Raw genomic sequence first — 20,991 nt, forward strand, 5'->3', positions numbered from 1 at the left:
CTCTCCCCACAGTGTTCCGCATCGGCTGGCGTCGCCACTACCGGCCAAGCATCACCCACAAGGGTCAACCTTGCCCTTTTGGTTGCAACGATATGACCCAGCAATCTAGCCTCAGTGTTGCACCAATCACATGACGGGGCGTCAATGTTGCATGTTCGCAGGCATGCAGACGCGCTCCGCCCTTCCCTCCCCACGCTCTGGAGGTCCCCATGTGCGCTCTCGTTCCGCCCGACTGGTCCGTCGTCCGCCACGAGCTGCGCAGGCTCCTCACCTCGGCCGACTGGCCGCCGGATGCCGTCCACAGCGCCGAACTCGCCCTGCATGAGCTGTTCGTGAATGCCTGGAAGCACGCCAACACCCCGGCGCCGCACGTCATCGTGTCTCTCTGCCCCCGCACCCTGCGCGTCTCCGTGTGCGACGACAGTCCAGTACTCCCCGAACCCCGCACTCCCGCCGATCCCTACGCCGTCTCCGGCCGGGGCCTCCACCTCGTCGAGGCGCTCACCGACCGCTTCGGCGCCACCAGCAACAAGCACGGCAAGGTCGTCTGGTTCGAACTGGAGGCCGCCGCGTGAACACCCCGCTCGAATCGCACGACCCCTACCTGCGTACCTACACCGAGCCCGAGGTCTCCGCCCTCCTCCGCGAACTCCACGAGCGGGGCAAGCCCTTCGGCATCCGGTGGGGCTCCGCCGCCGTCAACGGCGGCACCATCGACGGCCGCCTCCTCGTCGACTTCGGCGACACCTCCGTCGCCACCCTCCTCAACCTCCTCACGCTCCTCCGCGAAACGGGCCGCCCCGCGTGAACTTCCTCATCGGCGCCGCCTTCGCCGTCCTCCTCGCCCTCGCCTTCGCCACCGTCGTCACGGGTGTCATCACCGCGCTCAAGGTGCACGGCGAGGACGAGGAGAACAGCCCCGACCACTGACTCACGCCAACCATTGCATCCTTGCTACTGCTCCGCCGCCCCCGCTCGGGGCACCGCCGGGCCGCGGGAGGCCAGGGGGCGGCTCAGGACCAGGTTCGTCGTCGTACTCCCGAACTGCGCCAGCTCGTCGACGATCTCCTCGAGATGCCCCATCGAGGTGGTCGCGATCTTCAACGAATAACAGTCGTCCCCGGTCGTCCGCAGGCACTCCAGGATCTCCGAGCGCTCCTCCAGCAGCCGCCGCAGCGGCTCGTGCCGCGCCGCCGGCCCGGGGTACTTCAACCGGACCACCGCCAGCACCGGGTACCCGGTCCGCTCCAGGTCCACCTCGGCCCGGTACCCCGTGATCACCCCCGCCGTCTCCAGCCGCCGCACCCGCTCCGTCGTGGCCGACGCACTCAGGTTCACCCGGCGCGCCAGTTCGGCGAACGCGATCCGCCCGTCCTCCTGGAGCTCGGCCAGGATCGCCCAGTCCGTCGCGTCAAGAATCTCGGTCATGAGCCCAGATTGCCGGTGATTCCACGGCAGAACAACCCCTCAACCGGTGGATACCCCTTCAGTCAATCCACCCTCCCTCCCTAGGCTTTCCGGTGTGAAGATCGGAGTCAACGTCCCCAACTTCGGCCCCGGCACCGACCCGGCGGCCCTGCTCACCTGGGCCAGGACGGTCGAGGGCCTGGGCTTCGACCTGCTGATGGTCTCGGACCACGTCGCCGTCACCCCCGACGTCGCCGTGCGCTACCCCGCCCCGTTCTACGAACCGTTCACCACCCTCGCCTGGCTCGCCGCCCACACCGAGCGGGTCCGGCTCGGCACCACCGTCCTCATCGCCCCCTACCGGCACCCGCTCCTCACCGCCCGGATGGCCGCCAACCTCGACGCGCTGAGCGGGCACCGCCTCGTCCTCGGTGTCGGAATCGGCTGGGCGCGGCAGGAGTTCGCCGCCCTCGACGTCCCGTTCGAGCAGCGCGGCCGCCTCACCGACGACCACCTGCGCCGCCTGCGCACCGCCTGGGCGGACACCGCCGACTACGGCACCCGCCGCATCCCGCTCTGGGTCGGCGGCAACAGCGACGCGGGCCTGCGCCGCGCCGTGCACCTCGGCGACGCCTGGCACCCGCTGCGTCCGACCACGACATGGCTGGGCGAGGCCGCACCCCGGCTGCGGGCGTACGCGGAGGAACACGCGCTCCCCGTCCCGGCGTTCGCGCCCCGGATCGCGCTCAAACTCACGCCCGTACCGGTCGCCGGACCGCAGCGCCTCGCGGGCGAGGGCAGCATCGAGCAGATCGCCGCCGACCTCGCCCGGCTCCGGCTGCTGGGCGCCGACACCGTCGTCCTCGACCCCTACCACGGCGACCCGGAGCAGACCCGCGACCCGGGACCGGCCCGGGAGGCCCTCGCCGCCGTCGCCGACCTGCCGCACCTCGCGCCGACCCGAACGGAACAACCGTCATGACACTCACCCCCGCCGACCACACCCTGCTCCGCCGCGCCATCGCCCTCGCCGCCGAGGCCCGCACCCACGGCGACCCGCCGTTCGGCTCGCTGCTGGCCGACCCGGACGGCGCCGTGCTGGCCGAGGAGCGCAACACCACGCGCACCGACCGGGACCTCACCGCGCACCCCGAACTCAAGCTCGCCCGGTGGGCCGGACGGGAGCTGGACCTCGCCGCCGCCTCGCGGACCACCCTCTACACCAGCTGCGAGCCCTGCCCGATGTGCGCGGCCGCGCTCCGGCAGGCCGGCCTCGGCCGGGTGGTGTTCGCCCTCTCCGGCGAGCAGTTGCTGGGGATCCGGCCGGGGAGCGGCCTCCCGCCGGTGCCGCAGGAGGGGCCGGCGCTGTTCGAGGAGGTCCGGGCCGCCGTCGAGCCGTACTACCGCTGAACCGGCGAGTCACAGGGCCGCTGCCCCAGGCGCCCCCGCCGCTTGCCCCTGCCCCAGGGGCAAGCCCCAGAGTGGAGCCGTGCACGAGGACTTGATCACCATCGGGGAGCTGTCGGCCCGGACCAGGCTCAGCCCCAAGGCGCTGCGCCTCTACGGCGACCGGGGGCTGCTGGCGCCCGCCCGGGTCGACCCGGACACCGGGGTCCGCCGCTACGGCCTCACCCAGGTCGAACGGGCGCGCCGGATCGCGCTGCTGCGCGCCGTCGGCATGCCGCTGGCGCGGATCGCGGCGGTGCTCGACGCGGCCGGCGAAGCGTCGCCCGGCCTGCTGGACGCCTACTGGCGCGAGCAGGAGTCCTCGCACCGGGCCCGCCGGCAGGCGGTGGGCCACGCCCGAGCCGTACTCGCGGGGAGGACCTCGACCATGTACCGGATCGCGGAACGCGACGTGCCCGAGCAGAAGGTGCTCTGCGTGCGGCGGCAGGTGACGGCCGCCGGACTCGCCGGCTTCCTCGGTGAGGCCGGCGAGCTGCTCCTCGCCCATCTGGGCTCGACCGGCGCGCGCCTCTCCGGCCCGCTGTTCAGCGTCTTCCACGGTCATGTGAGCGAGGAGTCGGACGCCCCGGTCGAGGTGTGCGCGCCGACGCCGGACGCGGTGGAGCCGACCGCCCTGATCTCGGTGCGGATCCATCCCGCCCACCGCGAGGCGTACGCCGAACTGACCGGGGAGCAAAGGGACTTCTCGGCGGTGGCGGCCGTCCACGACGCCGTCGGCGGCTGGGTCGCGGAGCGGGGGTACGAACGCTGCGGCGGCAACCGGGAGGTGTACTACCCGAACTTCGGGACCGCCGGGCCGCGCGAGCACACCTCGGACGTCACCGTCCCGTTCCGCCCCGTCGGGCAGGCGCCGCCCGCGCCGGTTCCCGCTTCCCTCCCCCGTCAATCTCCGGGGCGACCCTGAGCGGAACCCCGAGAGCGACTACCGCCCACCGATGACGCAGGTCAGGGACAGGATCGGCTTGCGGGCGGAGGAATCGGGCGGCCCGGGGGCGGAGTATGGAGGTACGCCAGCCGGAGGGACCGGTCACCGGCGCCACGAGAGCAACGGAGTCCACCATGAGCCGCCTCGCCCGCCCCCGCCACAACCGCGTCATCGCCGGCGTCTGCGCCGGGATCGCGGAGCGCTTCGGACTCACGCCGTGGACCGTCCGGATCATCTTCCTGGTGTCCTGCCTGCTGCCCGGACCGCAGTTCCTGCTCTACCTGGCGCTCTGGCTGCTGCTCCCCCAGGAGGCGTGACGCCGCCCCCGGAAGCACCGGGACAGCACACCGGCCCCGAAAAGCACCGGGCATCCCCGGAACGGCCGGAAGGGGCCGACCACTCCCGTCGAGGAGTGGTCGGCCCCTTCCGGCCGTGCGGAGCCGGGGCGGGATCAGCCGCCGAGGCCCGGGAGCGGGAGGGTCTGGGTGAGCCCGCCCAGCGGGGTCTTGTCGAGGCCCGGAATGCTGGGCACACCGGCCCGGTTGGCGGCGGGGGCGGCGGCCTGGCCCGCGCTGGGCGCGAGGGTGCCGAGCGTGCCGCTGACCTTGTCGGCGACCGGCAGCTTGCCCGCGGCCTCGGTGACGGCGCTGGTGGCCGCCGGGTTGGTCAGCAGGGAGGTCGGGAGCCCGAGGCCACCGGTGGCGGCCGCGGGAGCGGCGGACGCGCCGCCCGCGCCGACCGCGGCGATGGCGATGCCGAGCGCGGCGGTGCCGGCGGCCTTGAGAGTGGCCTGCTTCATCTGGTTAGTCCCCTTGGGTCCTCGTCGGTGGCCGACCCGCGCGACTGGCGCAACGGGGGCCCGTCCACCACTGCCGGTCAGCATTGACTGGCACACCGTAGTGATTGGATCGCACGAGGATCAACGGCGGTTCACCCACTCGAGGGAGTAGTCGGATGAACGCCGATTCCCTTGACAGGAAAGGGCGTTCATCCGACCACCGGGAGGCGGTTCAGACGCCGTTGCTGAACAGCCACTCCGCCTTGAGTTCGGCGTAGCCCGGCTTGATCACGTCGTTGATCATCGCGAGCCGCTCGTCGAAAGGCAGGAACGCCGACTTCATGGCGTTCACGGTGAACCACTCCATGTCCCCCAGCGTGTAGCCGAAGGCCTCCACCAGGTGCTCGAACTCGCGGCTCATGCTGGTGCCGCTCATCAGCCGGTTGTCGGTGTTCACGGTGACCCGGAACTTCAGCCGGCTGAGCAGCCCGATCGGGTGCTCGGCGTACGAAGTCGCCGCCGCCGTCTGCAGGTTGGAGGTCGGGCACATCTCCAGCGGGACGCGCTTGTCGCGCACGTAGGCGGCCAGGCGGCCGAGCTGCACACTGCCGTCCTCGTTGACGGTGATGTCGTCGACGATCCGCACGCCGTGGCCGAGGCGGTCGGCGCCGCAGCACTGCAGGGCCTCCCAGATCGACGGCAGGCCGAAGGCCTCGCCCGCGTGGATGGTGAAGTGGTTGTTCTCGCCCTTGAGGTAGTCGAAGGCGGCCTGGTGGCGGGTGGGGGGGTAGCCCGCCTCGGCACCGGCGATGTCGAAGCCGACGACGCCGCCGTCGCGGTGGCGGTTGGCCAGCTCGGCGATCTCCTGCGAGCGGGCGGCGTGCCGCATCGCGGTGATCAGGGTGCCGATCCGGATCCGGTTACCGGCCGCGCGGGCGTTGGCCTCGCCGAGGCGGAAGCCCTCCTGGACGGCCTCGACGACCTCGTCGAGGCTCAGGCCGCGCTCGAGGTGCTGCTCGGGGGCGTAGCGCACCTCGGCGTAGACGACGCCGTCGGCGGCGAGGTCCTCGGCGCAGTCGGCGGCGACCTTGATCAGGGCCTCGCGGGTCTGCATCACGGCGCAGGTGTGGGCGAAGGTCTCCAGGTAGCGGACCAGCGAGCCGGAGTCCGCCGCCTCGCGGAACCACTCGCCGAGCTCCTTGGCGTCGGTGGTGGGGAGCCCCTCGTAGCCGACGGCGGCGGCCAGCTCGACCACGGTCTCGGGGCGCAGCCCGCCGTCGAGGTGGTCGTGCAGGAGCACCTTCGGGGCGCGGGCGATCTGGTCGGGGGTGGGAATTCGGGGGCCGGTGCCCGCGGTGGTGACGGGGATCTGCTTCTCCATTGCGGGAGTGTAGCTCCTACGCGCGTAGACAGCCACCGTCCACCGGGCCGAATCGTCCAATGTCCACCGGGAATTCCACCGAACGGACGATTCGGGCCAACTGCCCGTCCCGCCAGCCCTGCCCCACCCGCCCCGTCCCCGGCAGTCCTGCGCCACCCGCCCCGCCTCGTCAGTCGTGCGCCAGCAGCCGCCCGCGCCGCGACAGCACGAAGTCCCGGAACGCCGCCACCGGCGGGGTCACCGGCCGGCCCGGCGCCCAGACCAGCCCGATCGCCCGCCGGGTGCGCGGCGCCGTCACCTCCAGCTCCACCACCCCCGGCCGAGGCACCAGCGCCGGCGGCAGCAGCGCCACGCCCAGCCCGGCCGCGACCAGCCCGCGCAGGGTCTCCGTCTCCTCCCCCTCGAAGGCGAGCCTGGGCACGAACCCGGCCTCCGCGCAGAACCCGTCGGTGATCGCCCGCATCCCGTACCCGCGCTCCAGCCCGACGAACGGCTCCTCCGCCACCTCCGCCAGCCGGATCCGGCGCCGCCCGGCCAGCCGGTGGTCCGCCGGGACGGCCAGGTACAGCCGCTGCTCGTCCAGCCGGCGGGCCGCCAGCGCCGGGTCGCCGTCCGGCAGCGGCGAGACCAGGCAGAGGTCCAGCTCCCCCGCGCGCAGCCGGTCCAGCATCGCGCCCACGTAGTCCTGCACCAGCTGGAACCTGACCTGCGGGTACGCCCGCCGGAAGTCCCGCAGCAGGGCCGGCACCGTGTCCGTCCCCATGGTGTGCAGGAAGCCGAACGCCACCCGGCCGGTCTGCGGGTCGGCCTCCGCCCGCGCCGCCTCGGCACCGCGCTCGACCTCGGCCAGCGCCCGTTCCACCGAGGCCAGCAGCAGCCTGCCCGCCCTGGTCAGCCGGACCGTCCGGCCCTGACGGGCCAGCAGGTCGACGCCGAGCTCGGCCTCCAGCCGGGCCACCGCCCGGGACAGCGTGGGCTGCGGCATACCCAGCAGCTCCGCCGCCCGGGTCACGTGCTCCAGCCGCGCGACGGCCGCGAACTGGGCGAGCCTCGGAGCCAGTTGGACGGCCGGAAGCTCGGGCCCCAACTCCGCCGGGCGGGTCGGTTCGGTCCCACCGGTCATCACAGCACCCCGTCCCGCGTCCGTACGCGCCACTCATGCGTACAGGTATGGATTATTGCCCGTTCATGCATTGGACGCATCAGTACGACGGTTCTACCTTCGAGGTCATGCAGCCCTCCAGTACCGGGGCGTCCGTGGCCACCTCGGACGCCCTCGCCCAGCCGACCCCCCGTCCGGACGACCGCCACCGCCCGGACCGCCACCGCTCGGACGGACCCCGCCCGGACGGCTCCCGCCTCGCGGACGACCGGCACCGCCCCGGCCAGCGCTCCTTCCGCCGCGCCAACCTCGCCCTGTTCGCGGCCGGCATCGCGACCTTCGTCCTCCTCTACTCCACCCAGGGCCTGCTGCCCGTCCTCTCCGACGACCTCGGCCTCACCCCCGGGCAGGCCAGCTGGACGGCCTCCGCCGCCACCCTCGGCCTCGCCCTCGGCCTGCTCCCCGCGAGCGCGCTCTCCGACCGGTACGGCCGCACCGCCGTGATGACGGCCTCCACCCTGGCCGCCGCCGCCCTCGCCCTCGCCCTGCCGTTCGCACCGGACCTCACCACCCTGGTCGTGCTGCGCGCCCTCCAGGGCGCCGCGCTCGCCGGACTGCCGGCCACCGCGATGGCCTACCTCGCCGAGGAGGTCCACCCCTCCGCGCTGGCCTCGGCGATGGGGCTGTACGTGGCGGGCAACAGCATCGGCGGCATGGGCGGACGGCTGCTCTCCGGCTGGGTCGCCGCCGGTCTCGGCTGGCGCTGGGGGCTCGCCGCCTCCGCCGCCCTCGCCCTGCTCGCCGTGCTGGCGTTCCGGCTGCTGATCCCCGCCGCCCGGCACTTCACCCCGGTCCCGGTGGACGCCCGCGCCCTGGCCCGCACCGTCGGCGGCCACCTGCGCAACCCGCTGCTGCTGCGGCTGTACGCGCTGGGGCTGCTGTTCATGGCCGTCTTCGGCGCCGTCTACAACACCATCGGCTACCGGCTGATCGCCGCACCCTTCCACCTGCCGGAGTCGGTGGCCGCCTCGATCTTCGTGGTCTACCTGGTCGGCACCGCCACCTCGGCCGCCGCCGGACGCCTCGCGGACCGGCTCGGCCGCCGCGGCGCGCTGTACGTCGCGATCGGCACCACCACCCTCGGCCTGCTGCTCTCCCTCGCCGATTCGCTGACCTTCGCGCTGCTCGGCCTGGTCCTGATCACGGCCGGCTTCTTCGCCGGCCACGCCACCGCCTCCTCGGCCGTCGGGCGCACCGCCACCGAGGGCCGCGCCCAGGCCTCCGCGCTCTACCTGATCGCCTACTACCTGGGCAACAGCCTGGGCGGCACGATCGGCGCCGACGCCTACCACGCGACCGGCTGGCCGGGCGCCGCCACCATCGGCCTCGCCGCGATGGGCCTGGCCGCGGGCGTCACCCTCTACGCGACCCGCCGGGCCCACAGCGCCGCGCGCACAGGAAGTCGGCAGGGCGGACTTTCCACCCAGTAGATTTTCCGCATGGCAGACCTGAACCGCCGCCGTCGCCCCGACCTGGTGTCCACGCCTGTACGGAGGAAGGGCGTGGTCACCATCACCGGGGAGGCCGGAGAGCAGCCGGACCCCCCGGAGGACGACCAGGCCTGGTTCTGGACTCCGGGCTGGCAGGCGAAGGAGAACGAGGTCGACGAGGCCCTCGCGGAGGGCGAACGCGGCGAGGTGTTCCAGGACGGTGAGGCGTTTCTGCGGTCCCTCGCCGACGGAGCGGGACCGGACTCGGGGGAGATCGAGCGCCGAGAAAAGCCTCAGCGCCAGGGCCGCCCCTGACACCCGCCGCTCCCATCACCGGCCCGGTCCGGTGATACCTGACACTCGCTGTCAGGTATCCGCCGTAGCGTTCCTCCTGTCCCACCGGAACGACCAGAGGAACCCGTGATGGCCACCTTCGTCCTCATCCCCGGCGCCCTGCACGGCGGTTGGTGGTACCGGCCGCTCACCGAGGGGCTGCGGGCCGCCGGGCACGAGGTGCACCCGGTGACGCTGACCGGGGTGAGCGAGCGCGGCCACCTCAACACCCTGGCCGTCGACCTGGAGACGCACATCCAGGACGTGCTCGGTCTACTGGAGGCCGAGCGGATCACCGACGCCGTCCTCGTCTCGCACAGCTACGGCGGCATGGTGGCCTCCGGCGTCGCCGACCGGGCCCCGGAGCGGATCGCCGGCCTGGTCTACGCGGACGCCTTCGTGCCGCGCGACGGCGAGTCGGCGTACGACATCGTCAACGACGTCTGGAAGCAGCGCTACCTGGCCGGCGCCGCGGCAGGCGGCGGCCGCACCCTGGTCGGGCTGCACCCCGCCCTCGACCCGCGCGCCACCGTGCACCCGCTGGCCACCCTGCTCCAGCCGATCCGGCTCACCGGCGCCGTGCACGCCCTGGACGTCCCCCGGGTATATCTGCACGCGGAGCGCTTCGAGGACACCCCCCTCCTCGACACCGTCGCCCGCCTGCGCACCGACCGGGCCTGGACCGTCCACACCCTCCCGGTCGGCCACGACCTCGTCCGCGAGGCCCCCGAGGAGTTCCTCAAGATCGCCCTCACCGCCGCCGGCTGACGGGCCCGAGGCGTCGGCGGCAGTCGGTACGCTCCGGTCCATGAGCACCACCCCCACCGCATACGCCCGGCTGCGCGAGATCGCCGATCGGCTGCCGCGGCTCCCGGGAGCGGGGAAGGTCGAGATCGCCGACGGCGGGATCGTCGTGACGGTCCCGCCGGTCAATCGGCACGAGCTCGCGGTCGTCCGGATCGCCCGGCAGCTGAACGCCCAGCTCCCGCGGACCCACCCCGGCCACATCGCCCACGGCGGAGCGGACTTGGAGGACGCCGGCCTGGGGCTGCTCCGGAATCCCGACCTGATGGTCTTCTCCCAGGAGGCGCTCGACGACGACCGGCCGGCGTTCCTCCCACCCGAGGTCCTGCTCGTCGTGGAGATCGTGTCCGGGCACAACCCGGAGAACGACTACCGCGCCAAGGTCCGCGACTACGCGGCCATGGGCATCCCGCTCTACCTGCTGGTCGATCCCCGCAAGGGCACCGGCATCGTCCACGACGAGCCCGGTTACACCTCGCGCAAGGAGTTCGCCTTCGGGGACACGATCACCGTGGGCCCGTGGACGCTCGACACCGGCGTCCTGCGCACGTACGCCTGAGCGGCGCACGTGCGCGGGAGCGCTCGTCAGGCGATGCGGTCCAGCACGATCGGGTTCGGGGTGAACGCGGTGCCGGCCGGGGAGACGCCGATGCCGCCGGCCAGGGCCTCGATCGCGTACTCGAAGCGCTCCGGGGTGTCGGTGTGCAGGGTCAGCAGCGGCTGGCCGGCCACCACGGTGTCGCCCGGCTTGGCGTGCATCTCGACGCCGGCGCCGGCCTGCACCGGGTCCTCCTTGCGGGCGCGGCCGGCGCCGAGGCGCCAGGCGCTGACGCCCACGGCGTAGGCGTCCAGGGTGGTGAGCACGCCGGAGGTCGGGGCCGGGATGACGTGCTGCTCGCGGGCGACCGGCAGCGGGGCGTCCACGTCGCCGCCCTGGGCGGCGATCATGCGGCGCCAGTGGTCCATCGCGGAGCCGTCCCGCAGCGCGTCGGCCGGGTCCTTGCCGTGCACGCCCGCGGCGGCGAGCATCTCGCGGGCCAGCGCCAGGGTCAGCTCGACGACGTCGGCGGGGCCGCCGCCGGCCAGCACCTCGACCGACTCGCGGACCTCCAGCGCGTTGCCCGCGGTGAGGCCGAGCGGGGTCGACATGTCGGTGAGCAGGGCCACCGTGTTGACGCCGGCGGTGGTGCCGAGGCCGACCATGGTGCGGGCCAGCTCACGGGCGTCGTCGAGGTTCTTCATGAACGCGCCGGAGCCGACCTTGACGTCCAGGACGAGCGCGCCGGTGCCCTCGGCGATCTTCTTGGACATGATCGAGGAGGCGATCAGCGGGATCGCCTCGACGGTGCCGGTGACGTCGCGCAGCGCGTACAGCTTCTTGTCCGCCGGGGCGAGGCCGTCGCCGGCCGCGCAGATGACCGCGCCGGCGTCCCGCAGCACCTGGAGCATCTCCTCGTTGGAGAGCAGGGCGCGCCAGCCGGGGATGGACTCCAGCTTGTCGAGGGTGCCGCCGGTGTGGCCGAGGCCGCGGCCGGACAGCTGCGGGACCGCGGCGCCGCAGGCGGCGACCAGCGGGGCGAGCGGCAGGGTGATCTTGTCGCCGACGCCGCCGGTGGAGTGCTTGTCACTGGTGGGCCGGGCCAGCGAGGAGAAGTCCATCCGGACGCCGGAGCGGATCATCGCGTCCGTCCAGCGGCTGATCTCGCCCGGGTTCATGCCGTTCAGCAGGATGGCCATGGCCAGGGCGGACATCTGCTCGTCGGCGACCTCCCCGCGGGTGTAGGCGTCGATGACCCAGTCGATCTGAGCATGGCTCAGCTCTCCGCGGTCGCGCTTGGTCCTGATGACGGAGATGGCGTCCATGGATGCTCCATTGCTCCAAGAGAGGTTCAACATGCGAGGGACAAAAGGCGAAGAGTGTCGCGAGTCGACCCGAAAGGGGCCCCACTCGCGACACTCTACGCGCGTAACAAACGGCAGTGCCAGAGCCGCGCCTACAAGCGCTCCGGCCCGAACGCGTCGGGCAGGACCTCGCTCATCGGCCGCACCCCGGAGGGCAGCTCGACCAGCAGGTCAGGACCGCCGTGCTCGTACAGCAGCTGGCGGCAGCGGCCGCACGGCATCAGCAGCTCGCCCGCCCCGTCCACGCAGGTGAACGCGGTCAGCCGGCCGCCGCCGGTCGCGTGCAGCATGGAGACCAGGCCGCACTCGGCGCACAGCGCCAGGCCGTACGAGGCGTTCTCCACGTTGCAGCCGGTGACCGTCCGGCCGTCGTCCACCAGGGCGGCGGCGCCGACCGGGAACCTGCTGTACGGCGCGTACGCGTGGCTCATCGCCTCCCGCGCCGCCGCCCGCAGCGCGTCCCAGTCGACGGCCCCGGCCGCCTCGGCCGCGGGCGTCACTTGCCCTGGCCCTTGCGGTAGATCTGACCGTCCGCCTTCGGCGGGCGCAGCCGCTGCGAGGCCAGTGCGAGCACCACCAGGGTGATCACGTACGGCGTGGCGACGATCAGCGGACGCTGCACCTCGTCGGTGGTGAGGTACCAGGCGAACAGGCCGCCGGAGACCACCAGGGAGATCGCGGCCGCGGTGTACTTGCGGCGGTACAGGTGCCAGGCCGCCAGCAGCGCCATCGCGATGGCGACCACCAGGATCAGCGCGTGCACCGACTCGGGGTCGCGCAGCTGGAGGCTGTCGGTGAAGCCGAACAGGCCGGCGCCCATGGCGAGGCCGCCCGGCATCCAGTTGCCGAAGATCATCGCCGCGAGGCCGATGAAGCCCCGGCCGTTGGTCTGGCCGTCCTTGTAGAAGTGCGCCGCGACCAGCGAGAGGTACGCGCCGGCGAGGCCCGCGAAGGCGCCGGACATGATGACCGCGAGGTACTTGTACTTGTAGACGTTGACGCCCAGCGACTCGGCCGCGGTCGGGTTCTCGCCGCAGGAGCGCAGCCGCAGGCCGAACACGGTGCGCCAGAGGGCGAAGTAGCTCGCCACGATCAGCGCGCCGGCCAGCAGCACGACCACCGAGATGTTGGTGACCAGGCCGCCGAGCACACCGGCTACGTCCGAGACCACGAACCAGTGGTGCGCCTCGATGTCCTTCAACCCCGAGGAGAGGCCGGGGATGGTGATGTACGGCAGCGGATCGGCCGGCGGGGACTGGTTCGCGCCGGCGCCGGCGGAGATGTAGTCCTTGTAGTAGATCCGGTTGACGTAGGCGCAGATGCCGGGGATCAGCAGGTTGACGCCGACGCCGGAGACGATGTGGTCGACGCCGAAGGTCACCGTGATGACCGCGTGCAGCAGACCGCCCAGCGCACCGCCGAGCATGCCGGCCACCAGGCCGAACCACGGGCTGACCAGGTAGCCGCCCCAGGCGCCGCAGAAGGTGCCGGCGACCATCATGCCTTCGAGGCCGATGTTGACCACGCCGGCCCGCTCGGACCAGAGGCCGCCCAGACCGGCCATGCCGATCGGCACGGCGGCGCTGAGCGCGGCGGTGACCTGGCCGGAGGAGGTCAGCGAGTGGTTGCCGGTGATGACGCCGACGACCGAGAAGAGGACCAGGGCGCCCGCGATCAGCAGCAGCACCACCGGCCAGGACAACTTGCGCTTCTTGGCGGGAGCGCCCGGCGCCTTGGCGCGGGCCGCGGTGGCCGTGCTCATGCGGACACCTCCTTCTTCTCGGCGGCCGCGGCGGCCTGGGCGGCGAGTTCGGCGCCGACCTTCTGCTGCTGGCGCTTGAGGCCGTAGCGCCGCACCAGCTCGTAGGCGACGACGACACAGATGACGATGGTGCCCTGCATGACCGGGACGATCTCGAACGGGAAGCCGCCCTGGAGCGGCAGCTGGGCGCCGGTCGCGTCGAGGAAGGCGAACAGCACCGCCGCGAAGGCCATGCCGATCGGGCTGTTGCGGCCGAGCAGGGCGACCGAGATGCCCAGGAAGCCGAGGCCGCCCTGGAAGCTCTGGCCGTAGTTGTACGAGTTCTGCAGCAGCTCGGGCAGGCCGATCAGACCGGCCAGCGCGCCGGAGACCACCATCGAGATGACGACCATGCGCTTGACGTTCACACCGGACGCGGTGGCGGCGGACTCCGAGCGGCCGGTGGCGCGCAGGTCGAAGCCGAAGCGGGTGCGGGTCAGGGTGAACTGGAAGGCGACGCCGACCAGGATCGCGATGAAGAGGAAGCCGTAGAGCGGGCCGCCGTCGGTGTTGATCGCGAAGAAGTGGCTGGACTCCGAGACCGGGGCGGTCTGGATCGCGTTGCCGGTGCCCTTCTTGTCCGGCGCGAAGATGCCGGGCACGAGCAGCAGGCCGACGATGGCGACCGCGATGGCGTTCAGCATGATGGTCGAGATGACCTCGCTGACGCCGCGGAGGACCTTCAGCAGACCGGCGATGCTCGCGTACAGACCGCCGACCAGCATGGCGGTGATCAGCAGCAGCGGGATCTGGATGAACGACGGCAGGTCGAGCTTGCTGCCGACGAAGGCCGCGAACAGCGCGGCGACCTTGTACTGGCCCTCGACGCCGATGTTGAAGAGGTTCATCCGGAAGCCGAAGGCGGCGGCCGCGGCGGCCAGGTAGTACGTGGTGGACCGGTTGAGGATGGCCACCTGGCCGTCCGACTTGGTCGCGTACGTGATCATCACGTTCCAGGCGTCGAACGGGTTCTTGCCCGAGGTCGCCAGGAGGACGGAACAGATCACGACGGACAGCAGCACGGCGAGCACCGGTGCTGCGAGGGCGAGGACGATCTTCTCGCCGTCGAACCGCTTCGCCCGCGCGGGCTTGGCGGCGGGACTGGGACTGGTCATGTGGCTACTCCCCCGCCTGCTGGTCGTCGGCGGTGTCGGTGGGGGCGGTGTCGGTGGGGGCCGAGGACGGCGCCTCGGTGCCCTCGGCCGCCAGGGCGTGTGCCTCGGCGACCGCTTCCGGCTCGGACTCGATGTGGCCCTGGGCGGCACCGGTCATCGCGGTGCCGAGGTCCTCGGCGGTCACGGTGGCCGGGTCGGCGTCGGCGACCAGCCGGCCGCGGTAGATCACCCGGATGGTGTCGGAGAGGCCGATCAGCTCGTCCAGGTCGGCCGAGATCAGCAGCACGGCGAGGCCGGCCCGCTGGGCGACCCGGATGTGCTCCCAGATCTGCGCCTGGGCGCCGACGTCCACACCGCGGGTGGGGTGGGCGGCGATGAGCAGCTTGGGCCGGTGGCTCATCTCGCGGCCGATGATCAGCTTCTGCTGGTTGCCGCCGGAGAGGGAGGCCGCGGTGACCTCGATGCCGGGGGTGCGGACGTCGTACTCCTCGACGATCCGCTGGGTGTCCTTGCGGGCGCCGGCCGGGTCGAGCAGCGCGCCCTTGGAGTTGGGCCGCTCGGTGACGTGGCCGAGGATCCGGTTCTCCCAGAGCGGGGCCTCGAGCAGCAGGCCGTGCCGGTGGCGGTCCTCGGGGATGTAGCCGATGCCGGCCTCGCGGCGGGCCCGGGTGAGGGTGCCGGAGAGGTCCTTGCCGTCCAGGGTGACGGTGCCGCCGTCCAGCGGGAGCATCCCCATCACGGCCTCGACCAGTTCCGCCTGGCCGTTGCCCTCGACTCCGGCGATGCCGAGGATCTCGCCCTTGTGGATGCGCAGCGAGATGTCGTCCAGGACGACGCGCTCGATGCCCTCGGCGTCGGTCTTGGCGATCCGCAGGCCCTCGACGCGCAGCATCTCGTCGGCGGTGACGGTGGACTCGCGGCTCTCCGGGGAGGGCAGCTCGGCGCCGACCATCAGCTCGGCGAGCTGGCGGGCGTTGACCCTCTTCGGGTCCGCGTCGCCGACGGTGGTGCCGCGGCGGATGACGCTGATCGCGTCGGCCACCGAGAGCACCTCGTGCAGCTTGTGCGAGATGAAGATGACGGTGACGCCCTCGGACTTCAGTTCCCGCAGGTTGTCGAACAGGGCGTCGACCTCCTGCGGGACGAGCACCGCGGTGGGCTCGTCGAGGATCAGGATCTTGGCGCCGCGGTAGAGCACCTTGAGGATCTCGACCCGCTGGCGGTCGGCCACACCGAGGTCCTCGACCAGGGCGTCCGGGCGCACGCCCAGGCCGTACTGGTCGGAGATCTCCTTGATCTTCGCCTTGGCCTTGCCGCCGATGCCGTACAGGTGCTCGCCGCCGAGGACGACGTTCTCCCAGACGGTGAGGTTGTCGGCGAGCATGAAGTGCTGGTGCACCATGCCGATGCCGCGCGCGATGGCCTCGCCGGGGGTGTTGAACTCGCACTGCTCGCCGTTGATCGCGATGGTGCCCTCGTCCGGCTTCTGCATGCCGTAGAGGATCTTCATCAGCGTCGACTTGCCGGCGCCGTTCTCGCCCATGAGGGCGTGCACGGTGCCGGTGCGGACGGTGAGGTTGATGTCGTGGTTGGCCACGACGCCGGGGAAGCGCTTGGTGATGCCGCGCAGTTCGACGGCCGGTGTCGCCGTCCCCGCGCTGGGGTTACCGCCCGTGGTCGGGGCGGGGTCGGATGCGGTGATGGCGATCTCCTGGTGGTCTGGAGGCGCGTCGTTGCGCTGGAGGGCCAAAAGCGAAAAGGCTGGGGAGACGGGACGGGGCCCGGGGGTACGCATGAGCGCACCCTTCCGGGCCCCTCCCTGATGTCGCGTCCATCATCGCGCTGCCGGGCAGGCGGCAGCGGGAGCGACGTCCGGTCGAGCCGTGGGCCTTACAGCTTGGACGGGTCGGTCGGGACGGTGATGGTGCCGTTCTTGATGGCCGTGGCGGCCTCGTCGAGCTTGGTCTTGATGTCGTCGATCTTGCCGCCGGTGGTGGCGAGCGAGACACCGTCGGCCTTGAGGTCGAAGTTCTTCACACCGGTGAAGACCTGGCCCTTCTTGGCGGACTCGATGTAGGCGAAGACGGCCTTGTCGACGTTCTTGACCATCGAGGTCATGATGCTGTTCTTGTACTTCGCCAGGGCGGGCTGCGCGGCCTGGTCGGAGTCGACACCGATGGCCAGGGCGCCGGCGGCGGCGGCGGCCTCGATGGCACCGTTGCCGGAGGAGCCGGCGGCGGTGTAGACGACGTCGGCCTTCTTGTCGAGCTGGCCCTGCGCGGCTTCCTTGCCCTTGTCGGGGGCGGCGAAGCCGGAGAAGTCCGGCGGGGTGGTCAGGTAGGTGACCTCGACCGGGATGTTCGGGTCGACGGACTTGACGCCCGCGCGGTAACCGGCCTCGAACTTCTTGATCAGCTCGGTCTGCACACCGCCGATGAAGCCCACGTGCTTGGTCTTCGTCTTGAGGGCGGCGGCGACACCGGCCAGGTAGGAGCCCTCCTGCTCGGAGAACGTCAGCGAGGTGACGTTGCTCGGCTGGGTGTCGGACGCCGAGTCGATGATCGCGAACTTGGTGTTCGGGTTCTCCTTGGCGACCTTCTCGACGGCCGCCTGGTAGACGAAGCCGACCGCGATGACCGGGTTGTAACCGGCGGTCACCAGGTTCTTGAGACGGGTCTCCTTGTCGGCCTCGGCCTCGCCGGTCTTGGCGTCGGCCTCGGTGACGGCGACGCCGAGCTGGGACTTGGCCTGGTCCAGACCGCGGGCGGCGGAGTCGTTGAAGGACTGGTCGCCACGGCCGCCGATGTCGTAGGCCATACCGACCTTCAGCGCACCGTCGGAGGCGCCGGAGGAGGCGGAAGTGTCATTGCTCTTTGCGCCGCATGCGGCGAGCGAGGCGATGCCCAGGGAACCCGAGAGCACAACCGCAGCGAGCTTGGTAGAACGGCGCAAGGGAATATCTCCTTCTCACACGCACCCGTTTAGCGTGGTCGGACGCCACCGTAACGCGCGTAGAACACGGTTGGGTTACGGGCCGCCGGAGCATTCGGGTTGTTATCAAACCGTGGTCTCACGGTCCACCCGACACTCCTTTCCCCTTCACTGAGGGTGATTGGAACTGGCCCGGCCCAGTGTACGTAACCCGAAATAAAGGGGGTATTACGACAAACCGGACACCCTGTACGGGTGTCCGGTTCACGTCGGTACGAGGGAGTGTGTCAGGCCGTCCCCGGCTCCGGTGCGCTCAGGGCGTCCCCGGCTCCAGGGCCAGCGCGGCGAACAGCTCCACCCCGACCGCGATCGCCCGCTCGTCCACGTCGAAGCGGCCCTGGTGCAGGTCCCGGACGGCGCTGTCGCCGGGGGTGCGGACCCCGAGCCTGGCCAGCGCGCCGGGGGCGTGCTCCAGGTACCAGGAGAAGTCCTCCCCGCCGAGCGACTGCTCGGTGTCCTCCACCACGGCCGCCCCGGGCCGGCCGAAGCGCGCGGTCATCGCGGCGTCCAGCAGGCCGACCGAGCCCGCCTCGTTGACCACCGGCGGGACGCCCCGGTGGTAGTCCAGCGTCCACTTGGCGCGGTGGGTCTCGGCGAACCGGGCGATCAGCTCGTGCAGCAGGTCCGGCGCCTCCCGCCAGCCGTCCAGCTCCAGGCAGCGGACGGTGCCCTCCAGCTCGGCGTGCTGCGGGATGACGTTGGGCGCGGAGCCGGCGGCGATCCGGCCCCAGACCAGCGAGACGCCCCAGCGCGGGTCCATCCGGCGGGCCAGCGCGGCCGGCAGCTCGGCGGCGGTCCTGGCGATCGCGGTGACCAGGTCGGTGGTCAGGTGCGGCCGCGCGGTGTGGCCGCCGGGGCCGTCCAGGTGCAGGACCAGGCGGTCGCAGGCCGAGGTGATCGCCCCGACCCGCAGGCCGATCCGGCCCACCTCCACCTTGGGGTCGCAGTGCACGGCGAAGATCCGGCCGACGCCCTCCATGCCGCCGGCCGCGATCACGTCCAGGGCGCCGCCGGGCATGACCTCCTCGGCGGGCTGGAACACCAGCCGGACCGGGCGGCGGAGCTCCCCGCTCCGGGCCGCCTCGGCGAGCACCAGCGCGGTGCCGAGCAGCACCGAGGTGTGCACGTCGTGGCCGCAGGCGTGGGCCCGGCCGGGGACGCTCGACCGGTAGGGCACCTCGGTCTTGGCGTCGTCGATCGGCAGGGCGTCGATGTCGGCGCGGAAGGCGAGGAACTCCGCCCCGCGCGGGGCAGACCCGGGAACGATGTCGACGAGCATTCCGGTGCCGCCCGGGAGGATCCGGGGGGCGAGGCCGGCGGCGACCAGACGGTCGCGCAGCCGGCCGGTGGTACGGAACTCCTGGCGGCCCAGCTCCGGGTGCCGGTGCAGGTCCCGCCGGAAGGCGATCAGCTCGGGCTCCAGCTCGCGTACCCGGTCACGGAGACCGGCGGCGGGGCGTGCAGCGGTGAGGGTGACGGCCGACTGGGCGGACTCACGACGGTTCATCTCAACAAGGGTAGGCCCGCTGGGGGGATTTGGCCTGACTTCCCGAAAATCACTGCCCGGATGGGCGCATACCGGCCGCGTCGGTGGGTATGACATCTTGTTTCAGCCGCCTTCCCCGTGGTGCCTGCCCAGTGCAACGACCGTCGGCGGCGGCGGTCACGCCGCTCCCGGCCGAGCGGTTCGTGGACGCTCCGGGCGGCGGCACCCGGCTCCCGGCAGATCGAATCCTGGCTCAAAGCGTTCGACCCGGCCCGCGCGGCCCGCGCCCTCCCCCGCGCCCTCCCCCGCGCCACACCCGCCCCCGCGCCCACGCCCCTCGTCGGCGGTCTTGAGATGATCGGCCGGACCGACCGGGCTAACCCAGGAGTGGCAATGACCGAGCAGAAGGTGGCCGTCGTCACCGGTGCGAGCAGTGGGATCGGCGCGGCGACCGCGCGCCGGCTCGCCGCCGAGGGCTTCGAGGTGGTGCTGACCGCCCGCCGGACCGACCGGATCGAGGCGCTGGCCAAGGAGATCGGGGGCCGCGCCCACACCCTGGACGTCACCGACCGGGCCGCCGTGGACGCCTTCGCGGCCGGGCTCGGCCGGGTGGACGTCCTGGTGAACAACGCCGGCGGCGCGATCGGCGCGGAGACCGTGGAGCACGGCGACCCGGCCGACTGGCTCGCGATGTACCAGGTCAACGTGCTCGGCGTGCTGCACATGACCCAGGCGCTGCTGCCGGCCCTGCGGGCGAGCGGCGACGGCACGGTCCTGGTCATGTCGTCCACCGCCGCGCTCACCGCGTACGAGGGCGGCGGCGGCTACGTCGCGGCCAAGCACGCCGCGCACACCATCGCCGCGACGCTCCGGCTGGAGCTGTGCGGGGAGCCGATCCGGGTGATCGAGATCGCCCCCGGCATGGTGAAGTCCGAGGGCTTCGCGGTGACCCGCTTCCGCGGCGACGAGGAGAAGGCCGCCGCCGTGTACGCCGGCGTCGCCGAGCCCCTCGACTCCGAGGACATCGCCGACACGGTCGCCTGGGCCGTCACCCGGCCCCCGCACGTCAACATCGACCTGCTGGTGGTCCGGCCCCGCGCCCAGGCCGCCAACCACAAGGTCCACCGCGAGCTGTGACCCGGCCCCGGGCCGCCGGGACCGGCGGCGGGGGCGGGGGCGGGGGCGCCGGGGACGGTGCGTCGTAGCAGACGGTGCCTTGTGGCAGACGGTGCGTCGTAGCAGACGAAGAAGGGGAGGGCGCTGACACGAAGGTGTCAACGTCACAACTTGATAGCTCGTTCGGATGAAATCCGCGTGCGCCCTCCCCAACTGATGACCGCTCAACTACCGTTGAGCCGCTGCCGGGCGGGCGTTGGACTCCTTTCCGCAGCCTCGTGCTCCACCTGCCGTCACCGCCACTTCACCGGCCCCTTCCCGCCCTCACGAGGAGGACCCGCTGGCCAGCGACATTCCGCCACCGAGACTCGACCCCAGGGACGAACCGACCCTCCTCGGGTTGCACCGTTTCAACGAGGCCGACGCCGGAGCCGCGGAGGAGGCCCTGCTCGCCTGCTGCGGCAGTCACCGGTGGGCCCTCCGGCTCACCGCCCACCGGCCCTACCCCGACATAGAGTCCCTGCGCGCCGCCGCCAGCGAAGCCTCGTACGACCTGCGTCCGGCCGACCTGGCCGAGGCACTGGCGGACGAGAGCTGGATGCCGCAGCCGCTCCTCGGCATGCGCGCACCCGGCAGCCAGGCGGCGCACACCGCGCTGCGGGCGGCCCACGCGGCCTACGAGGCCCGGTTCGGCCACGTCTTCGTGGTCTGCCTGGAGGGCATCGACCCCGAGGAGATGCTCGACGCCGTGCTCAGCTCGATCCGCACCCGTCTCGCCAACGATCCCGACGAGGAGCGCCTGGTCGCCGCCGACGAGCTGCGCCGGATCGCCCTCACCCGGCTGGAGCACCTGGTCGCCACCCATTCGGGGGCCGCGGCCCGCTGATCCCCGC

The 20,991-nt window shown here is 72.3% G+C and carries 24 protein-coding genes; 13 read left to right on the forward strand and 11 right to left on the reverse strand.

Annotated features, from left to right (window positions below):
- The first annotated feature begins 209 nt into the window (after nucleotides 1-209).
- Genes SM793_RS01805 through SM793_RS01815 form a run of 3 tightly spaced genes read left to right on the forward strand, consistent with a single transcriptional unit; the run spans nucleotide 210 to nucleotide 930 of the window.
- A complete protein-coding gene (locus SM793_RS01805) occupies nucleotides 210-575 on the forward strand; it encodes an ATP-binding protein (RefSeq protein ID WP_320436182.1) in 366 nt (121 codons plus the stop codon).
- Entirely contained in the window at nucleotides 572-808 is a 237-nt protein-coding gene (locus tag SM793_RS01810) for a hypothetical protein (RefSeq protein WP_320436183.1), read from the forward strand. Before SM793_RS01805 ends, SM793_RS01810 begins: the two co-directional genes overlap by 4 nt.
- The gene (locus tag SM793_RS01815) at nucleotides 805-930 is read left to right on the forward strand and encodes a hypothetical protein (RefSeq protein ID WP_320436184.1); all 126 of its coding nucleotides are present in this window, start codon (nucleotides 805-807) and stop codon (nucleotides 928-930) included. Before SM793_RS01810 ends, SM793_RS01815 begins: the two co-directional genes overlap by 4 nt.
- Before the next feature lie 24 nt (nucleotides 931-954).
- On the opposite strand, the gene SM793_RS01820 is transcribed toward SM793_RS01815, so the two are convergent.
- Nucleotides 955-1,428, reverse strand: a complete 474-nt coding sequence (locus SM793_RS01820; RefSeq protein ID WP_320436185.1) for an Lrp/AsnC family transcriptional regulator — start codon at nucleotides 1,426-1,428, stop codon at nucleotides 955-957.
- 94 nt (nucleotides 1,429-1,522) lie between these two features.
- Here SM793_RS01820 and SM793_RS01825 point away from each other — a divergent pair, with 94 nt between their 5' ends.
- The 4 genes from SM793_RS01825 (at nucleotide 1,523) to SM793_RS01840 (ending at nucleotide 4,116) form a co-directional block, all read left to right on the forward strand.
- Nucleotides 1,523-2,389: an LLM class flavin-dependent oxidoreductase gene (locus SM793_RS01825; protein WP_320436186.1), complete on the forward strand. Its 867-nt coding sequence runs from the start codon at nucleotides 1,523-1,525 to the stop codon at nucleotides 2,387-2,389.
- Nucleotides 2,386-2,817: a nucleoside deaminase gene (locus SM793_RS01830; RefSeq protein WP_320436187.1), complete on the forward strand. Its 432-nt coding sequence runs from the start codon at nucleotides 2,386-2,388 to the stop codon at nucleotides 2,815-2,817. Before SM793_RS01825 ends, SM793_RS01830 begins: the two co-directional genes overlap by 4 nt.
- A gap of 79 nt (nucleotides 2,818-2,896) precedes the next feature.
- Entirely contained in the window at nucleotides 2,897-3,778 is an 882-nt protein-coding gene (locus tag SM793_RS01835; RefSeq protein ID WP_320436188.1) for a MerR family transcriptional regulator, read from the forward strand.
- A 155-nt stretch (nucleotides 3,779-3,933) separates the two neighbouring features.
- Nucleotides 3,934-4,116: a PspC domain-containing protein gene (locus tag SM793_RS01840; protein ID WP_320436189.1), complete on the forward strand. Its 183-nt coding sequence runs from the start codon at nucleotides 3,934-3,936 to the stop codon at nucleotides 4,114-4,116.
- 134 nt (nucleotides 4,117-4,250) lie between these two features.
- Here SM793_RS01840 and SM793_RS01845 read toward each other — a convergent pair whose 3' ends face one another.
- The 3 genes from SM793_RS01845 to SM793_RS01855 form a co-directional block, all read right to left on the reverse strand.
- Nucleotides 4,251-4,598 carry an ATP-binding protein gene (locus SM793_RS01845; protein ID WP_320436190.1) on the reverse strand — a complete coding sequence of 116 codons (348 nt, stop codon included), beginning with the start codon at nucleotides 4,596-4,598 and terminating at the stop codon, nucleotides 4,251-4,253.
- Nucleotides 4,599-4,809: 211 nt separating this feature from the next.
- On the reverse strand, nucleotides 4,810-5,958 hold the full coding sequence (locus SM793_RS01850) for an adenosine deaminase (protein ID WP_320436191.1): 1,149 nt from the start codon (nucleotides 5,956-5,958) through the stop codon (nucleotides 4,810-4,812).
- 169 nt (nucleotides 5,959-6,127) lie between these two features.
- On the reverse strand, nucleotides 6,128-7,081 hold the full coding sequence (locus tag SM793_RS01855; RefSeq protein ID WP_320436192.1) for a LysR family transcriptional regulator: 954 nt from the start codon (nucleotides 7,079-7,081) through the stop codon (nucleotides 6,128-6,130).
- 107 nt (nucleotides 7,082-7,188) lie between these two features.
- On the opposite strand from SM793_RS01855, the gene SM793_RS01860 reads away from it, so the two are divergent.
- The 4 genes from SM793_RS01860 (at nucleotide 7,189) to SM793_RS01875 (ending at nucleotide 10,246) form a co-directional block, all read left to right on the forward strand.
- Nucleotides 7,189-8,550 carry an MFS transporter gene (locus SM793_RS01860; protein WP_320436193.1) on the forward strand — a complete coding sequence of 454 codons (1,362 nt, stop codon included), beginning with the start codon at nucleotides 7,189-7,191 and terminating at the stop codon, nucleotides 8,548-8,550.
- A 9-nt stretch (nucleotides 8,551-8,559) separates the two neighbouring features.
- Nucleotides 8,560-8,865 carry a hypothetical protein gene (locus tag SM793_RS01865; protein ID WP_320436194.1) on the forward strand — a complete coding sequence of 102 codons (306 nt, stop codon included), beginning with the start codon at nucleotides 8,560-8,562 and terminating at the stop codon, nucleotides 8,863-8,865.
- A gap of 108 nt (nucleotides 8,866-8,973) precedes the next feature.
- Nucleotides 8,974-9,651 (forward strand): alpha/beta hydrolase, encoded by a 678-nt coding sequence (locus tag SM793_RS01870; RefSeq protein ID WP_320436195.1) that lies wholly within the window; start codon nucleotides 8,974-8,976, stop codon nucleotides 9,649-9,651.
- A 40-nt stretch (nucleotides 9,652-9,691) separates the two neighbouring features.
- Entirely contained in the window at nucleotides 9,692-10,246 is a 555-nt protein-coding gene (locus SM793_RS01875; protein WP_320436196.1) for a Uma2 family endonuclease, read from the forward strand.
- A gap of 26 nt (nucleotides 10,247-10,272) precedes the next feature.
- Here SM793_RS01875 and SM793_RS01880 read toward each other — a convergent pair whose 3' ends face one another.
- The 7 genes from SM793_RS01880 to SM793_RS01910 form a co-directional block, all read right to left on the reverse strand.
- A complete protein-coding gene (locus SM793_RS01880) occupies nucleotides 10,273-11,550 on the reverse strand; it encodes a thymidine phosphorylase (RefSeq protein ID WP_320436197.1) in 1,278 nt (425 codons plus the stop codon).
- A 131-nt stretch (nucleotides 11,551-11,681) separates the two neighbouring features.
- Nucleotides 11,682-12,089 carry a cytidine deaminase gene (locus SM793_RS01885; protein WP_320436198.1) on the reverse strand — a complete coding sequence of 136 codons (408 nt, stop codon included), beginning with the start codon at nucleotides 12,087-12,089 and terminating at the stop codon, nucleotides 11,682-11,684.
- On the reverse strand, nucleotides 12,086-13,351 hold the full coding sequence (locus tag SM793_RS01890; RefSeq protein WP_320436199.1) for an ABC transporter permease: 1,266 nt from the start codon (nucleotides 13,349-13,351) through the stop codon (nucleotides 12,086-12,088). The genes SM793_RS01885 and SM793_RS01890 overlap by 4 nt, the downstream gene beginning before the upstream one ends.
- Nucleotides 13,348-14,505, reverse strand: a complete 1,158-nt coding sequence (locus SM793_RS01895) for an ABC transporter permease (RefSeq protein WP_320436200.1) — start codon at nucleotides 14,503-14,505, stop codon at nucleotides 13,348-13,350. Before SM793_RS01895 ends, SM793_RS01890 begins: the two co-directional genes overlap by 4 nt.
- Nucleotides 14,506-14,509: 4 nt before the next feature.
- The gene (locus SM793_RS01900) at nucleotides 14,510-16,300 is read right to left on the reverse strand and encodes an ABC transporter ATP-binding protein (protein WP_413815849.1); all 1,791 of its coding nucleotides are present in this window, start codon (nucleotides 16,298-16,300) and stop codon (nucleotides 14,510-14,512) included.
- Nucleotides 16,301-16,395: 95 nt separating this feature from the next.
- Complete coding sequence (locus SM793_RS01905; protein WP_320436201.1) at nucleotides 16,396-17,457, reverse strand: BMP family ABC transporter substrate-binding protein; 1,062 nt, start codon at nucleotides 17,455-17,457, stop codon at nucleotides 16,396-16,398.
- Between the two features lie 292 nt (nucleotides 17,458-17,749).
- The gene (locus SM793_RS01910) at nucleotides 17,750-19,003 is read right to left on the reverse strand and encodes an amidohydrolase (RefSeq protein WP_320436202.1); all 1,254 of its coding nucleotides are present in this window, start codon (nucleotides 19,001-19,003) and stop codon (nucleotides 17,750-17,752) included.
- Nucleotides 19,004-19,375: 372 nt separating this feature from the next.
- Here SM793_RS01910 and SM793_RS01915 point away from each other — a divergent pair, with 372 nt between their 5' ends.
- Complete coding sequence (locus tag SM793_RS01915; protein ID WP_320436203.1) at nucleotides 19,376-20,119, forward strand: SDR family oxidoreductase; 744 nt, start codon at nucleotides 19,376-19,378, stop codon at nucleotides 20,117-20,119.
- A 319-nt stretch (nucleotides 20,120-20,438) separates the two neighbouring features.
- Entirely contained in the window at nucleotides 20,439-20,984 is a 546-nt protein-coding gene (locus SM793_RS01920; protein ID WP_413815856.1) for a 2-oxo-4-hydroxy-4-carboxy-5-ureidoimidazoline decarboxylase, read from the forward strand.
- The last annotated feature ends 7 nt before the right edge of the window (nucleotides 20,985-20,991 follow it).

Source organism: Kitasatospora purpeofusca, from assembly GCF_034043715.1.
GTDB classification, from domain to species: domain Bacteria; phylum Actinomycetota; class Actinomycetes; order Streptomycetales; family Streptomycetaceae; genus Kitasatospora; species Kitasatospora purpeofusca_A.